The sequence below is a fragment of the Chlamydophila parapsittaci genome (genome assembly GCF_006385615.1).
Lineage (GTDB): Bacteria > Chlamydiota > Chlamydiia > Chlamydiales > Chlamydiaceae > Chlamydia > Chlamydia psittaci.
In genome coordinates this window covers 549,041-564,473 of record NZ_CP041038.1, presented here as the reverse complement: position 1 = coordinate 564,473, position 15,433 = coordinate 549,041, and the positions used below count along the sequence as shown (strand labels likewise).

The window sequence follows — 15,433 nt, the reverse complement described above, 5'->3', positions numbered from 1 at the left end:
AGTCTTTAATCTCTTTTGTCAAGGGGTTGGAAACTAGCTCCCAAAGACCTATTTAACACAATATGAGCATACGGATCATATGATCACAATGAGGTTGCGGGGAGATTAAGGCAATATTAGGTTCTGATTTTACAAAAAGCAAGTAGATTTCCTTTTGGTTTTTCTTAATGTTCTATGAGAGATAAAGAAGTTGTTCTTTAGCAGCTTTCATTTTATCACGATATTTAGCAGCTTCATCAAATCTGAATGCGTTGGCAGCTTGCTGCATGAGATTTTCGTATTTTTTTATGAGCTTTTCTAATTCTTGTGTAGATAAAGGTTGTTGAGGGGTATCTTGAACTTCCTTTTTCCCTCCTTGCGGAATAGGATTGGCAAAGATCGCTTTGATAATGGGTTTTGGTGTAATTTTATTTGCTTTATTGTATTCCAACTGTATTTGCCGACGACGTTCTGTTTCTTTTAAGGTTTGTTCTATAGAGAGAGTTTTGTGGTCAGCATAAAAAATGACTTTTCCGTCCACATTCCTTGCTGCTCTTCCACAAAACTGTATTAAGGACGAAGTGCTACGTAGAAAACCTTCTTTATCGGCATCGAGAATAGCGACTAGAGAAACTTCAGGAAGATCTAATCCTTCACGGAGTAAGTTTACTCCTATGAGCACGTCAATATTCCCTAAACGCAAGTCAGAGAGGATACGGGTGCGCTCTGCTGTTTCTATTCCAGAATGCAAATAGGCAGCAGCGATATCTAATTCTGAAAGGAAAGCTGCAATATCTTCGGCAAGCTTTTTGGTGATGGAGATGACTAGAATCTTTGCCTGAGATTTAGATAAGTGTTTACGAATTTCTTCTAGGAGATCGTCTACTTGTCCTGTTGCCGGACGGATTTCTGGAATAGGATCAGGAATTCCTGTAGGGCGGATAATTTGTTCAACAATATGACCTTGACTTTCGTTGAGTTCTGTCTCTCCAGGAGTTGCAGATACATAAATAACATTATGGAAATATTTCCTAGCTTCTTCATAGGTCAGAGGACGGTTGTCATAAGCAGAGGGAAGACGAAAACCGTATTCGACTAAAGATTCTTTCCTAGAACGGTCCCCGCGATACATAGCGCGTATCTGAGGTAGTGTTTGGTGTGATTCATCAATAACTAGTAAAAAGTCATCGGGGAAATAATCTAATAGGCAGGCGGGAGGAGCTCCTGGAGGACTTTTTGTAAAGTGGCGAGAATAGTTTTCTATTCCTTTACAAAATCCGGTTTCTTTGATCATTTCGATGTCATGCGTAGTTCTATGAAATAAGCGATCTTGTTCTATAGGACGATCTTGGAAGAATGCTAAACGTTCTTCTAGCTCTTCGCGTATAGAGCGTATTGCTTGTTCACGAACAGCTTCAGGTGTGACATAGTGTGATCCCGGATATAAAATAATTGAGGTTACCGATTCCATGGGAATCATAGTGAGAGGATCGCTGTATTCTATAGAAGATAATGTGTCATTGGAAAATTCTAAACGAATTGCGAGATCGCTCTCATAAGCAGGGAAAATATCGATCACACTACCGCGTTCGCGAAAAGTTGAGCGTTGCGCTACTGAGGAAGCTTGATAATTCATTTTTACAAGCTGAGAGGCAAGTATTGCTCTTGGATATTCCCTTCCTACTTTGAGTTCTAATGCCATGGAAGTGTAGTTTTCGGGAGAGCCAATACCGTAAATACACGATACAGAAGAAACAATTAAAGTATCTCTGCGCTCTAGAATAGATCGCGTTGCGGATAAACGCAGTTTATCGATTTCACTGTTGATTAAGAGACTTTTTTCTATGTAGGTATCATTACGAGCAATATATGCTTCGGGCTGGTAGTAATCGTAGTAGGAGATAAAATATTCAACAGCATTATTAGGGAAGAATTCTTTGAATTCTTGATACAACTGTGCAGCTAATGTTTTATTATGTGCTAATACTAGTGTAGGGCGATTGACATTAGCAACCACATTAGCAATGGTAAATGTTTTTCCTGATCCTGTAGTACCTAACAACACCTGAGATGGAGTGTGATTACGTACGCCTTGAGTAAGCTTAGCAATAGCTTCGGGCTGATCTCCACAAGGCGAAAAAGCAGCTCGTAATTCAAAGGTCATAGGAGTGTATAACAATTAAGGGAGTAAACGAGAACGCCATTTATGGCTTAACCCTAAGGTGTCACGAACTTCTTCCATAGTTTCTTTTGCTAGAGCACGCATTTTTTCTGTGCCCATTTGCAATGCGTCTTGAAGAGCGTGAGGTTTTGCAAGTAGTTCGGCACGTTTTTCTTTAAAAGGTTGTAAAAAGAGAATAAGTTCTTCGGCAAGGCGTGCCTTTACCTCAACATCTTTTATACATCCTTGACGGTAACGTGTTTTAAATTCTTCAACTTCTTCTTTATTAGGATTGAAAATATCGTGATAGATGAATAAAGGGTTCCCTTCGACTCGCCCTGGGATCGTAGCATGAATCCGATTTGGGTCGGTATACATTTTTCTGATCTTGTCTTTGATGGTTGCATCATCATCAGAAAGATAGATTGCGTTGTTTGCGGATTTGCTCATTTTCCCTTGACCGTCAATGCCGACTAAAGAGGTAAGCTCTCCTTGTAAAGTCTCTGGTTCGGGGAAGATTTCTCCATATAAACGATTAAAATTCCGAGCAATATCACGAGTGAGTTCTATATGGGCCTCATTATCTTTACCTACGGGAACGAGTTGTGCTTTGGCAAGAAGAATATCCGCGCTCTGTAAAACTGGATAACCCACCAATCCAAGGGACAAACCACCCTCTTCTATAGAAGCATTCTTTGCCATTTCCTTAAGACTCGGAATCCCCATGATGCGGTTAATCGAAATTAACATAGAAAACAGTAGGTGGAGTTCGTAGATTTCAGGAATGGCTGACTGTAAATAGATCGTAGATTTATTCGGATCAATCCCCACACTTAACCAGTCTGCAAGAACTTCATAAATATGGTTATCCACATCTAGAACTTGTTCTTTACGTACTCTGGTTGTAAGAGTGTGGAGATCCGCAACGATGAAAAAGCAATCGTACGCTGGGTTGTTCTGTAAGTCTAAACGATTTTTTATAGATCCTACCCAGTGACCTAAATGCAGTTTGCCTGTTGGTCGATCACCGGTGAGTACGCGCTTTTTTTTGTTCATATAATTTTATTTTACTGAAGAGATTTTTCTAGTTCTTCGAAGTGGTTCTTCAATGATACGATATCTTCTTGAATTTCTAGGAGATTTTTCTCTCCTACAGGATTTTTTTGTGCTTCCAAAAGCCGTGCTAATAGATGGCGAATCAAATGGCAGGTGTTTTGTACATCTGTCATGATTAGAAATTCTTGACCGTCTACTCTCGACAAACGATTTAAAAACACGCAACGTTCTTGCTGAGAGATCATATCCGATGTGATGAAGTTAATAAATTCACCACGTTCGTGAACGTCTTTAGCAACACGAATCAACATCATGAACTCGGCTATTAAGCTTTGAGATGCTTGTTTTTGTTCTGTAGGAAGATCATGGATGAGTTTCCCATTAATGAGCATTTCAAAAAAGAAATTCGCTATTTCCTGTTGGCCATTAGAGCAGTTAAAAACAACATTTTGAAATTCTCGGAATGTTGTGTAGCCAATAGCAGTGGCAAAAATTCTTTTTAAATTTCCTTCAAGAATAAGAAAAACATTATCTTCTAGTTCCAGTGTTTTTGATTTCGCTGCCATATTTAGACCTTTGTATTGGGAATGAAATTACTTTTAACTTTTTGAAGCTTTTTTATCAATTTTTCAAGGGCAGCCTGATCCTCAGGAGACAATTCTGAGCATTTTTTTAATAATTCTGAGCCTTTGGAAAGCATAGATAGTGCTTGTTTTGCTAAGCATATCTGACGACGATCTGTAGAAATTAGAGGAAATTCCCTTCTGATAATATCTAGGAGTTCTCCTTTACTTTCTCCGCGGTAATTTCGGATAATAGCTTCTTTTTTTTCTTGGGACCCTTGGCGAGAGGCTAATGTGTAAATCGCCTGCCTTGGCATTTTCTCGGCTTCTATTTTCAAGGATTCAGGAAGAGTAGAAAAGAGTTCATAATACACGAGAAAATTATACGGAGTTTGACGGTTGCCATAGGTAAGTAGTAGCCAAGCTGAAAAAGCTCCTTCTCGGTAAGTTTTTAGTAAATCACGTACTTTTTTTATACGTTCGCCGTGCAACAGTACTGCTTGATGGTGGATTTGTTTGATTTGAGCAGAGAGATTACAAAGACTTTTGAAATCTTCTTCGGAAATCTGATCATCGAAAGTGTAATGCTGCAATAATTGGCGGAATTTTTCTTCTTCTTTTGGGGATAATTTTACATCGGAAAATCTGCTTAAGAAAGGGGAGTGCTCGCCTTCCATACGTTTGCGTGTAAGCGTTTCCATTTTATCTTGTGTATTTTTCTTGAAACGGCTTTCCAACAACGTTTTTAGATTTCCCATAGGATTACATATCCCTCAGTAAAATTAACAGTTCTTTGGTTAGATTGAGGTAATCTTCGGAAGCCCGTGCTGAAGGCGCGGTAGCAAAGACAGGTTTCCCATGAATAGCAGCTTCAGAAATCGTAATGTCTCGACGAATCTTAGTATTTAAGAGTCTTCCAGGGAATGTCTTATGGATTAAGTCAGTGAAAGCAGCGTTATTTTTACCACGATAATTCCAGAAGGAAAGAGCAACTCCAAGGATACTTAGGGGATGACGTGACGAAATGCCTTGAATAAATGATGACAATCTTTCTAGACCCTTCACACTGTAAAATTCAGGAGTAGCACAAATTAACGCATATTGTGCTGCAATTAATGCGGACTCGGTAAGCCAGCATAAAGAGGGAGGAGTGTCAATGATCACATAGTCATAGTCATTTTCTACAGAGGTGAGAATATGTTTTAGACGTTCGTGAGAATAACGATCAGCGGCTAAATTTCCCGAAACCTCTATACGCTCTAACCAAGTGTCAGCAGGAATTAAATCTAATCCTGTATCTTCGATAGGGCGAATCACTTCACGAATATTTTTTTCACCCTGAAGAACGACAGCTAAGCTGTCGTAACAATCAGGGTCAAGACCCAGTCCTGAAGTAAGATTTGCTTGAGCATCAAAATCAATTAGGAGCACGCGAGCGTTGTGGTATTGCGCTAACGCTGCGCCTAAATGTAAAGTTGTCGATGTTTTAGCTGTTCCACCTTTAAAGCTATTGACAGCGATGGTTTTCATTGGAGATGCTCGTCCTTGGATCTGGGTTTTCTACAATAGTGGAGTTAAACTCAAAGAGTTCTTTTCTTCAAGTATAGTATTTATGAATTTGTCCTCTGTCATATCATTTAAGACTCGGTTATCTCGGGTACGTATTGCTAAGGTATTTTGCTCAATTTCCCGATCTCCCAAAGTCACCATATAGTTGACTTGCATATTTTGTGCGTTCCGTATTTTTTTACTTACAGATTCATTAGAATCGTCCACTGTAACTATCAAGCCTAATTTCTGCCACGCTGTAGCCAGTTTTTGAGCTCGAGGTTGATGACGGTCTGCCACAGTAATTAATCTGATATGTTCAGGACTGAGCCATAAGGGGAACCTTCCTTTGAAATGCTCTATAAGAATACCTAAGAATCTTTCAATGGAACCAAACAAAGCACGATGCAACATAACTGGAGTGCTTTTTTCTCCCTGAGCATTTGTGTATTCTAACTCAAATCGTTCGGGTAGGAACATATCGAGTTGGATTGTTCCACATTGCCACGTACGTTGGATGGCGTCCTTCACATGAATGTCAATTTTCGGTCCGTAAAAAGCTCCGTCTCCAGGATTAATAATAAAAGGAGTGTTTGAATTGATCAGCGCGCGCTCCAGAGCTGCTGTTGCTAGCTCCCAGAGTTCATCGCTTCCAATTGTTGCTTTTTCTGGGCGTGTTGACAACTCTAAATGATACTCGAGTCCAAATGTGGAGTATAATTCAGAAACTAAGTGTAAAATATTTAATGTTTCTTCTTCTACTTGTTCAGGTGTGAGAAATACGTGAGCATCATCTTGATGGAATGCGCGTACTCGCATAAGCCCTGAAAGAGCTCCAGAGACCTCGTAGCGATGCACGTGACCAATCTCTGCAATTCTTAAGGGAAATTGCTTATAGCTATGTAGGCGTGTTTTATAATACAGCATACATCCAGGGCAATTCATGGGCTTAATTGCGTAGTCTTCGTCATCGATCTTTAGAGTATACATATTTTCTCTGTAGTTACTCCAATGTCCAGAAACTTCCCAAAGGCTACGGTTCATAAGCTGAGGAGTTTGGATTTCCTTATATCCCGCAAGTTGATGTAAGCGTTTCCAATACCCTATAAGAGCATCCCATATAATCATGCCTCGCGGATGGAAAAAAGGCATTCCTGCTGAACACTCCTGTTGAGAAAACAGATCGAGTTTAGTTCCTAAAACGCGGTGATCACGTTGTTTTGCCTCTTCCAACTGGTGTAGATGTTCTTTTAATTCTTTTGTCGTAGGGAAAGCCACACCGTAGATTCTTACTAAAGATTCTCTTTGAGGACCCCCCCTCCAATAGGCTGCTGATGTGCGTAAAAGCTTAAAAGCTTTTACAGGGGCAGTAGAGGGCAAGTGGGGGCCTCGACAGAGATCCATAAATTCCCCTTGGGAGTAGGCAGTAATGCTCTCTCCTTCTGGGAGCTCTTGTATGAGTTCTACTTTAAAAGGATTGTTGGCGAATTCGTTTAGGGCCTCTTGTTTGTTATTAAATGTTTTTTTCTGCACAGCAAATTTTGCTTCAGATATTTGGCCCATCATATTTTCAATCATTAAGAAGTCGTCTTCACTGATAGACAGGTTGGCGAAATCATAATAAAATCCCTGATCGATAACAGGTCCTATAGTAGGGATAGCGTCTGGCCATAAACGTAGTATAGCCTGAGCGAGAATGTGAGCAGAAGTATGTAAAAAAATTTCTCGTCCTTCTGGATCTGTAAAGGTAACAAATCTTAAGGTATCTCCTTCGTTTAGGGTTGTAGACAGATCTTTAATTTGATCGTTTATGACAACGCCAGCAAAGTAATGAGAATTTTTTATTTTGCTCGCGAAATCAGCAGCTGTAGCGCCCTCAGGCAGCTCATAAGTTTCATTGTTGCAAATTACGCGGATCATCTTCTCTCCATTAAGAGTTTTTCTAAGTCTGTTATTGTAACGTTTTTCTGGATCAAAGCAAGGGAGTTTTCTTAAAAAACTGTGTATTTATGTGGGGGAGTCCTGAGTTTTTTTAAGAGGTGTTTAATGATAAAAGTATATTTGAGTTGGAGCCAAAGTTTTATTCTTTTATAATAGGATATTTTCTATTCCAGAAACTACTTCTTCATGTCTATTTTTCTAGTATTTTTTACTGCTTTTATTTGGTCCTCATCTTTTGCTTTTAGCAAATTAGCCATGGAGGCTTCGGCTCCTTTATTTGTTACAGGCAGTCGCATGCTGATTGCTGGTTTGGTGTTGGTGGGAATCGTATTATGGAAAAAAGGGTCGTTAAAACTACCAAAACAGGCGTATGTTCCCGTTTTGATTTTATCAATCGTTGGGTTTTATCTAACGAATGTTTGTGAATTTCTAGGTTTACAGAACTTATCTTCTTCAAAGGCGTGTTTTATCTACGGACTTTCGCCGTTTATTTCTGCATTGTTTTCTTATATTCAGTTGCGAGAGACTGTAACATTAAAGAAGTTGGGGGGATTGAGCCTGGGGCTATTTGGTTATCTTTCTTACCTATTCTTTGGGGGTAGTGACACAAGTACGTGGAGCTGGCAGTTAGGGATTCCTGAAATTTTATTATTACTTGCTACGTGTTTTTCTGCTTTTGGATGGACGTTGTTAAGAAAGATAGAAAAGAACTCCTCTTTGTCAGTAATGGCAATCAATGCTTACGCTATGCTTGTTTCCGGAGTTTTATCTTTAGGACACTCTATGGTTGTTGAAACTTGGAACCCTATTCCTGTAAGTAATGGCATTCTCTTTGCTCAAGCAATTTTCTTCCTTATCCTGTTTTCTAATCTCATTAGCTACAATTTGTATGCTAGGTTGTTGAGGAAATATTCCTCAACGTTCCTTTCTTTCTGTAATCTTGTTATGCCTTTATTTTCCGCATTCTATGGCTGGGTGCTTTTAGGGGAAAGCCTGTCGGGAGCACTACTTCTTGCTGTGGTGTTTATGGTTGTAGGTTGTCGTTTAATCTATCATGAAGAATTTCGCCAGGGCTATATAGTTTCTTAATGTAAAGCAGATTTACATAAAAGGGCTCAATATGCATTTGAGCCCTTTGGATTATCTTAAGAAGACAAGCTATATTAGCTAAAGATCGCAGAAGTTGTTTGTGTTTGAGAATCAGCTATATTTTGCAGAGTTTGCAAAGCAGAGTTGAAGCTTTGTTGTGACTGCTCTTGAAGCTGTTGAGCTTGTCCTGCATATTGGCTCTGAATAGAAGACAATTGTTTCAATTCTTCAGCATGAGCTTCCGCCATACCTGCTTGTTTTTGGTGGTGAGCAATCTCAGCACCCATAACGCCCCCAACGATCCCATCAATACCTGCGGTAAGTGCGTGAACCATCTGAGACATTTGCATAGATGTAGAAAGGGCTCTACCAGCGAAAGCTGCAGCACGACCCCCCTGAGTTTTGACTACGTTCATACCTCGGGCAATTTTGTCTTTCCATCCTGGGGTATTTAAAGCTTTACCAAATAGGCCGCCGCTTTTTCCTGCAGCACCTGCTGTAGCTTTTGCAGCAGCACTGGCCATGTCGTCTGCCAATCCTGCGGCTGCTTTTGCTGCGCCTTGAGCCGCAGAACCCGCAGCAGTGGACGCCGCTGATGTTGCTGTTTTAGCTGCTGTGCTCGCGGCATCTGTAGCCATTTTTGAAGCTTGAGATGCTGCAGAGCTGGCTGCGGATCCAGTAGCACCCGCGGTTTCTTTTGCAAAAGCTGCTGATTTTAATCCCCCTAAGCTTTTTGCTGCAGACAGGATACCCCCACCGACGGCAACAGCAAAACCTACGATATTTACAATACCCGAGATCATGCTTTGTTTAGCTTGAGCTTCTGTAGCCGCAGCTTGGTGATTCGCTTGAGTTCGAATAGCGTTTCCGATTTCTGGAGCCATAGCTACTTGGTTTTGGATAGCCTGGTTTTGTTGTTGGAACTGTGAAGACCAGGATTTTGCACTCGCTTGTGCCAGTAGTGTCATAATTAATCCCAAGAGGGCAAGAGTTCCCATCCCTTTTTTAATCACAACCCCATTGACTTCTGTATTCGCGGGAGTGGGAAGCTGTGGGAGCTCGTAGTTATTTTGTTGAAGTCCTTTGGGACCTTTTACAGCTTGAGCTGTAACAGTGCTCGAGGCACTGGATACTGATGTAGAAGATGAGGATTTTTCCGATTTGTCAGTTTTAGAACTTTTTGATGTTTGCGAAGTGGCTTCTTTTTTAGAAGTTCCCTGAGCTTGAGTTTCCTGAATTAGATCCTCAAAACCTGCGGCGACCTCTTCTTGCGCACCTTGTGTATTCCCTGTTTTACCTTGTCCTTGAGCTTTAGCGGCTGCTAGACTGGCATTTTGTGCAAGCTGAGCAGCTAATGAAGGATCAGTATTGTTATTTCCACTAACTCCTGATGTCATAGCAAAAATGTCCCCTTAATAAATAATTTTTATACTGCTGCTGCTAAGCCTGAGCTAATAGCTTGGAAGGCTTTAGCAATTTGAGCACCCAATTTAGTTGCTTGTTGCTGCATTTCGTTAGCACTGTCAGTTTGTTTCGCGGCGATTTTACTTGCTTGTTGCCAAAACATAGTGAACATCTTCATCATTTCTGATTGTGCGGTGAGCATTCCTGTTTTTTTCTGTATATCGGCAAGTTCGGTTTGTAATTCGGATAATTTAAGATCCCCAATACCTTTAACTAAAGCTGGCACAGCTACAACCAAACCCATCCCTGCAGCTACCCATTTGTTTCCTAAAGCATTGATGACTTTAGATAGTCTAGGGAAGGATTTAGAAAGAGCTTTTTGTCCTGTTTGGAAGATCTTAGACATGTTTTTCATAAGAGTCTTCACAGCTGCTTTCACAGCTTGTTTGATAATTTGTTTAATCCCTTGTTTTACGGCTGCTTTTACAGCTTCCATGATGGCCTGCTTAACAGCTTGTACAATAGCGGTTTTTATGGCTTGCATCACTGCTTGCACAGTCACTTGTGTAGCTACAGTTGTTGCTACAGAAGTTGCGGCGGCAGCACCTGCGGTAGCCCCAGCAGTTGCGGCAGCTGCCGCTGCAGTGGCTCCAGCTGCAGCAGTTCCTATAAGACCCAAACCACAGGTGAATAAGGCCGCAACAACCGAGACTACAGTGATTGTTACTGAAACAGCTATCATCACAGTGTTTACTGTCTCGAGAGTCTTGTTGCTTCCTGCCTTATTTTGAATCTCTTGCATTTTTTGGTATTCTTCGCGTTCTGCGTCGATCTTGAGTCCCTGAGATTCCAAAGATAAGCGGTTCATGGTTGAAGCTTGCGCTTGCGTACTTTGATAATCAGAAAGAGCAGAAGCCGTTGCTTCTCCAAGGGCGGCGATAGCTTTTGCTAGAGCCATGCTAATTTCCATAACTTCCTGTCTAGGGGTTATGGAGGGCTTAGGAAGATCAGGAGTCTCCAATGCTTGAATTGCAGATTTCGATGTTCCGTTGACAGCAGAAGCTACTAATGCTTGGATTTCTTGTAATTGTGAAGAATTCACAGAAGATAAAGAGGAGAGAGTGGTCTCTAATGTTTTGTTAGCCTCTTCAATAGTAGACTGCAGGTTTACAGCCTGGAAAGCAGAAGCTCCAGCGGCTTGGTTAGCTCCAGCTGCAGCTTCTGCGGATACTGTCTCTTGTCCTGCGGCAATTCCTTGTCCTGCCATCAGATTCTCGGAAGATTGTGCTTCAGCAACAGCCCCAGTTTTTTCCTTTCCTTGAGTTCCAGCGATACTAGAATCGCTTTGCATTTCAGCGTTTTTCCCCTGACGAGTATGCTGAATTTGCTTAGTTTCATTACCAGCAAGTTTATCTGGATTGGGTACTGCTTGTGGTGTAGAAGCTAGTACCTGAGCCAGGATATTTTTCTGATTGGAACTATCTGGACCTGAGGTAGAAAGAGACATCTTCTAATTACCCTATGTTATCTAAATTTATTGTAAAGCTAACGTCTATCAGAGATATGTTTGTTTACTGTTGAAGATAAGTTCTTCAAACCATGAAGTACTGAAGCGAGATCTTTAGCAAACTTCGCATCTTCTTTAGGATTGTTAAACAAGCCTTCGGTTAAACTCTCGATAGGTAGAGAATCCAAAGTGCCGTTTAGAGCCGCCATCATCTGAGCTAGTTGTTTTTCATCTTGAATCCCAGAAAATGTCTGCGCCAAAGGTAAATCTTCATAGATCGAGGAAACTAAATTCTCTAAGTTTGAGATAGCTTGTTCTTGTTTGTCTGTTCCCTTAGAAACTAAGGCTGGAGAGGTGTTCGTGTGTTTTGTAGATGTCTTTTTAGCTGTAGTCGTAGTTTTTTTTGTTTTTCTAACTTTTTTATTCATATTGGAGTTCTCCTAACCCTAGGTTAATTTTTTTCCCCGGAGTTTTTTTTTGCCGGCGTTTTTGATTTAGCAGAGGTAGTTTTTTTCTTTTTTGGAGTTGTGTCTTCGCTTTTCCCTTTGAGAGAATCTTTCATGATGTTGCAGCGTTCTTTTAGAATTCTGTACTCGGGTTTGTTAGCACAGATATCAATAGTGATGTCTAAGAAATCTCTAGATTCTTCGGTTTGGTCGATCTTCATCAAGCTGTCGGCGATGTAATAGGGAGGGATAGGGTTATTGGGCTCCGCATCAAAAGCAAGGAAGAAGCCAAAGGCCGCTTCATTGTACATTTTGAGTTGATGATAACATGAGCTTAAGCCTAGGATGTACTTGTAGCACTGAGGTTTTGAGGCTGTAAGGATTTGGAAAAGACCAATAGCTTCATTGTATTTCCCTTGGGAGTAAAAGCTGTACGCTATGGTATAGATCTCTTCTAATAAAACGTCGGACAGCCCTAGGATTTGCTGGAGAGTTAATCCGGCATCAAGTCCCTGTAAAATCCCCATTAAAGCTTGTTTTGTTTCTTCTTCTGTTGGGGCAGGATATTTCTGTTCTAAATCATTAGCCTTAGCTTTTTTTTGTGCAGCAAGCTCAGCGAGTCGGCTACGTGTTTTTTTATTAAACGAGGCTGATGGCTTTTTAGAATTATTTGAAGTAGGCTTGCTCATTAATATAATTCCTAAAATTAAAATTATTTAATTCATAAATCAATTTTAAAATTAATTTTTCTGAAAAGACAAGTTATTAATTAGATATAATTTAAGGTCTTTACAGATAATTATTTGATAAGTTGTTCTTATTTTGTCTTTTACGGATTATAAAAATTACGTGTCTTGACATTAGTTTTTGGGTATTTTACTTTTTGCTTTCGCAAGATCCTTTATTAGAATTTTCTATGGCTACACGACCCCTTATCCAACTACTCGATACAGTTACCATCAATCAGATAGCTGCGGGAGAGGTGATTGAAAATGCGATATCTGTTGTTAAAGAGTTGGTAGAGAATGCTTTAGATGCTGGAGCTGATGAGATAGAGGTAGAAACACTTGGGGGAGGTCAGGGCCTTATTGTTGTTAAAGACAATGGCTGTGGGATGAGCTCTGAGGAGGTGACCTTAGCTCTTAAGCGTCATGCTACCTCAAAGATAGAAGAATTTTCTGATGTGTTTTCATTATCAAGTTTTGGCTTTCGAGGTGAAGCTCTCCCCGCAATAGCATCGATTTCTAAAATGGAGATTCTTTCCTGTCCTAAAGGAGGAGAAGGGTCTAGAACAATAATCCACGGCGGAGAAGTGATTGCTGCAGAGGCAAAGCCACGTCAGCTAGGGACCACTATTTCAGTAGATTCTTTATTTTATAACGTTCCTGTACGTCGAGGGTTTCAAAAAAGCCCTCAAACGGATCGGATAGCTATGAGAAAGCTGTTAGAAAATAGGATTTTATCCATAGAGGGTGTGGGTTGGTCTTGGATTAGCGAAAGACAGCAGGAATTTCATATACTTAAGCATCAAGGCCTTGCCGAGCGTGTAGCGTTTGTTATGGGTGAGGGTTTTATGAAGGAGGCTTTGAGAGTCGATAGGGTAGAGGAACCTATACGTATTGTAGGTTTTTTAGGTTCCCCGTGTTTCCATCGCCCCACGCGTTTAGGACAGCGGATTTTTATCAATGACCGTCCTGTAGATTCTGCGCTGATATCTAAGCAAATCAGCGAGGCGTATGCTATGCTCTTGCCTCCACAAAGGTATCCTGTCTTCGTTTTAAAACTTTATCTTCCTCCAAAGTGGTGTGATTTCAATGTGCATCCTCAAAAAACAGAAGTCAGAATTCTTAAGGAAGACTTTGTTAGAGAATTCCTTTCAGAGTCTATAGGGGAGGTGTTAGCACGCTCTCAAGAATCTTCAATTTCTGAAAAAACGTCCTTTACTTTGCCTACGCTGCGATTTTTTGATGAGCAGCTTCCCGAGGCGCCTGTAGAAGAGCCTCGAGAGCCTATGAGCTTACCCGTGACACGATTAGCAACACCTTCCATACGATCTGTCTCTTTCCCTGATTGCCAGCAGGAGATTCCTTCTATAGACACACAGACAGAAATCGTTTGGGGGGAATCTCAAGAAGTGCGTTTTTTAACTTCATTAGGGAAAATAGTTCTTGCAGAGGACTCTGAAGGAGTTCATGCTATTTTTACAGAAGCTGCACGTAAACATTTGTTTTACCTATCTTTGATAGAAAGCCAACAAGAACACTACAAGAGCCAGTTTTTTTTGGTTCCGTTATGTTTGGAGGTTACACCTCAAGAGAGGGCTTTTCTTTTATCTCACATCGAAGAGTTTAAACAGCTGGGAATAGAAATCTCTCAAATGGGCCCTTGTGTGTTTGCTATTGAAAGTGCTCCGACGTTTATAGGTGAAGAAGAGTTAAAATCTTGGATACTCTCTTTAGCAGCAGGAAGTCATACAAAAGTTGATAAAAAGGCAATGGCTCTTTTGATCAAAGAGTCTTTAACTCAAACCATATTTTGTAAAACACTACGAACATTCGATATTTCTTGGCTATCTTTGCTCTGGCAGATAGGCAAGCCAGAAAAGGCGTTTGATGGGACGCTCATACGTCGATTAATTTTAGACGAAGATTTTATTAAGGAGTAAATTATGTTCCAAGATCGTATTGAAAGAGCTCAAGCGGCTCTCGTAGATTATGGTATTGATGGATTTATCGTAGAAAGAAGCGAGGATCTTGCATATTTTTTAGATGATAAAGTGACCACAGGAACTCTTCTTATAGGGAAAAATGAAGTCATATTTTTTGTCTATCGCATGGATAAAGATCTCTATGCTGATCTTCAAGGTCCTTCTCTTGTGTTTTGTGATAGAAACATAGCAGAATTTCTCCTTCCTTATCTTGAGACAACAAAATATCAAACTTTAGGTTTTGATAGTTTTCATACTTCATTTCATAGGTATCAAGAAAGAGAAAACGCCTCATGTTCTTGGGTGCCGATTAGCCTGTTTACAGAAAAATTGCGTAGCATAAAGTCTGCAGATGAAATTGAGAAGATGCGTCAGGCGGCGGCTCTCGGTTCTGAAGGTTATGATTATGTTCTCTCTGTGCTGCAAGAGGGCATAACAGAGAAAGAAGTTGTCAAACTTCTTCGTATATTTTGGGCAAAGGCTGGTGCTGAAGGCCCATCGTTTTCTCCTATTGTTGCTTTTGGTCATCATTCTGCCTTTCCTCACGCAGTTCCTACCGATAGGGCCCTGCGTAAAGGAGATATCGTTCTTATTGATATAGGAGTTTTGTATCAGGGATATTGTTCAGATATGTCCCGCACAGTAGCGTGGGGACGCCCTGATTCTCGTCTTGTGGAAAGTTATCCTGCAGTAGTGGAGGCACAGCAAGAGGCGATGAAACTCTGTCGAGCAGGAGCTCTATGTCTAGATATTCACGAAGAGGCCGCTCGCATTCTTAGGAAATATGACCTCGAGGACTATTTTTGCCACGGCGTAGGCCATGGTGTGGGAAGAAATATTCACGAATATCCTGTACTCTCTCCAAAATCCGGTACAACTACTTTAGAGACAGGAATGACCGTTACAGTTGAGCCTGGAGTGTACTTCCCGGGGATTGGCGGTATACGCATTGAAGACACCGTGTTGATAGATGGGAATAAAAATTTTAGTTTAACCAGTCGGCCTGTATCTACAGAGTTAGTTTGCTTATAA

General features: G+C 40.7%; 13 protein-coding genes. 3 read left to right on the top strand and 10 right to left on the bottom strand.

From position 1 onward, the window contains the following. Positions 1-172: 172 nt before the first annotated feature. Genes uvrB through thrS form a run of 6 tightly spaced genes read right to left on the bottom strand, consistent with a single transcriptional unit; the run spans position 173 to position 7,227 of the window. Positions 173-2,143, bottom strand: coding sequence for an excinuclease ABC subunit UvrB (uvrB, locus tag FI836_RS02425; RefSeq protein WP_014944067.1), 1,971 nt, complete (start codon positions 2,141-2,143; stop codon positions 173-175). Between the two features lie 15 nt (positions 2,144-2,158). Then, positions 2,159-3,196, bottom strand: coding sequence for a tryptophan--tRNA ligase (trpS, locus tag FI836_RS02420; protein WP_014944066.1), 1,038 nt, complete (start codon positions 3,194-3,196; stop codon positions 2,159-2,161). 11 nt (positions 3,197-3,207) lie between these two features. Then, on the bottom strand, positions 3,208-3,762 hold the full coding sequence (locus FI836_RS02415; protein WP_006343620.1) for a DUF5414 family protein: 555 nt from the start codon (positions 3,760-3,762) through the stop codon (positions 3,208-3,210). 2 nt (positions 3,763-3,764) lie between these two features. Beyond that, positions 3,765-4,517, bottom strand: coding sequence for a pGP6-D family virulence protein (locus FI836_RS02410; RefSeq protein WP_006343619.1), 753 nt, complete (start codon positions 4,515-4,517; stop codon positions 3,765-3,767). 4 nt (positions 4,518-4,521) lie between these two features. Next, the gene (locus tag FI836_RS02405) at positions 4,522-5,289 is read right to left on the bottom strand and encodes a ParA family protein (RefSeq protein ID WP_006343618.1); all 768 of its coding nucleotides are present in this window, start codon (positions 5,287-5,289) and stop codon (positions 4,522-4,524) included. Between the two features lie 30 nt (positions 5,290-5,319). Next, entirely contained in the window at positions 5,320-7,227 is a 1,908-nt protein-coding gene (gene thrS, locus FI836_RS02400) for a threonine--tRNA ligase (RefSeq protein WP_139934568.1), read from the bottom strand. Between the two features lie 207 nt (positions 7,228-7,434). Here thrS and FI836_RS02395 point away from each other — a divergent pair, with 207 nt between their 5' ends. Then, positions 7,435-8,337 carry a DMT family transporter gene (locus FI836_RS02395; RefSeq protein WP_014944064.1) on the top strand — a complete coding sequence of 301 codons (903 nt, stop codon included), beginning with the start codon at positions 7,435-7,437 and terminating at the stop codon, positions 8,335-8,337. A 74-nt stretch (positions 8,338-8,411) separates the two neighbouring features. On the opposite strand, the gene sctE is transcribed toward FI836_RS02395, so the two are convergent. The 4 genes from sctE to FI836_RS02375 are packed head-to-tail and all read right to left on the bottom strand — an operon-like array spanning position 8,412 to position 12,383. Beyond that, positions 8,412-9,734, bottom strand: a complete 1,323-nt coding sequence (gene sctE, locus FI836_RS02390; protein ID WP_013747405.1) for a type III secretion system translocon subunit SctE — start codon at positions 9,732-9,734, stop codon at positions 8,412-8,414. A 29-nt stretch (positions 9,735-9,763) separates the two neighbouring features. Further along, on the bottom strand, positions 9,764-11,248 hold the full coding sequence (locus FI836_RS02385) for a type III secretion system membrane protein (RefSeq protein WP_006343613.1): 1,485 nt from the start codon (positions 11,246-11,248) through the stop codon (positions 9,764-9,766). A 38-nt stretch (positions 11,249-11,286) separates the two neighbouring features. Further along, on the bottom strand, positions 11,287-11,676 hold the full coding sequence (locus FI836_RS02380; protein WP_006343612.1) for a hypothetical protein: 390 nt from the start codon (positions 11,674-11,676) through the stop codon (positions 11,287-11,289). Positions 11,677-11,699: 23 nt separating this feature from the next. Continuing rightward, the gene (locus tag FI836_RS02375) at positions 11,700-12,383 is read right to left on the bottom strand and encodes a SycD/LcrH family type III secretion system chaperone (protein WP_014944063.1); all 684 of its coding nucleotides are present in this window, start codon (positions 12,381-12,383) and stop codon (positions 11,700-11,702) included. 227 nt (positions 12,384-12,610) lie between these two features. Here FI836_RS02375 and mutL point away from each other — a divergent pair, with 227 nt between their 5' ends. Both mutL and FI836_RS02365 read left to right on the top strand, forming a co-directional pair. Further along, positions 12,611-14,359 (top strand): DNA mismatch repair endonuclease MutL, encoded by a 1,749-nt coding sequence (gene mutL / locus FI836_RS02370; protein WP_006343610.1) that lies wholly within the window; start codon positions 12,611-12,613, stop codon positions 14,357-14,359. Positions 14,360-14,362: 3 nt separating this feature from the next. Then, positions 14,363-15,433: a M24 family metallopeptidase gene (locus tag FI836_RS02365; RefSeq protein ID WP_006343609.1), complete on the top strand. Its 1,071-nt coding sequence runs from the start codon at positions 14,363-14,365 to the stop codon at positions 15,431-15,433.

Excerpts from the sequence above, each read along its gene's own strand:
- uvrB (WP_014944067.1), bottom strand. The coding sequence starts at position 2,143 with ATGACCTTTGAATTACGAGCTGCTTTTTCGCCTTGTGGAGATCAGCCC.
- trpS (WP_014944066.1), bottom strand. The coding sequence starts at position 3,196 with ATGAACAAAAAAAAGCGCGTACTCACCGGTGATCGACCAACAGGCAAA.
- FI836_RS02415 (WP_006343620.1), bottom strand. The coding sequence starts at position 3,762 with ATGGCAGCGAAATCAAAAACACTGGAACTAGAAGATAATGTTTTTCTT.
- FI836_RS02410 (WP_006343619.1), bottom strand. The coding sequence starts at position 4,517 with ATGGGAAATCTAAAAACGTTGTTGGAAAGCCGTTTCAAGAAAAATACA.
- FI836_RS02405 (WP_006343618.1), bottom strand. The coding sequence starts at position 5,289 with ATGAAAACCATCGCTGTCAATAGCTTTAAAGGTGGAACAGCTAAAACA.
- thrS (WP_139934568.1), bottom strand. The coding sequence starts at position 7,227 with ATGATCCGCGTAATTTGCAACAATGAAACTTATGAGCTGCCTGAGGGC.
- FI836_RS02395 (WP_014944064.1), top strand. The coding sequence starts at position 7,435 with ATGTCTATTTTTCTAGTATTTTTTACTGCTTTTATTTGGTCCTCATCT.
- sctE (WP_013747405.1), bottom strand. The coding sequence starts at position 9,734 with ATGACATCAGGAGTTAGTGGAAATAACAATACTGATCCTTCATTAGCT.
- FI836_RS02385 (WP_006343613.1), bottom strand. The coding sequence starts at position 11,248 with ATGTCTCTTTCTACCTCAGGTCCAGATAGTTCCAATCAGAAAAATATC.
- FI836_RS02380 (WP_006343612.1), bottom strand. The coding sequence starts at position 11,676 with ATGAATAAAAAAGTTAGAAAAACAAAAAAAACTACGACTACAGCTAAA.
- FI836_RS02375 (WP_014944063.1), bottom strand. The coding sequence starts at position 12,383 with ATGAGCAAGCCTACTTCAAATAATTCTAAAAAGCCATCAGCCTCGTTT.
- mutL (WP_006343610.1), top strand. The coding sequence starts at position 12,611 with ATGGCTACACGACCCCTTATCCAACTACTCGATACAGTTACCATCAAT.
- FI836_RS02365 (WP_006343609.1), top strand. The coding sequence starts at position 14,363 with ATGTTCCAAGATCGTATTGAAAGAGCTCAAGCGGCTCTCGTAGATTAT.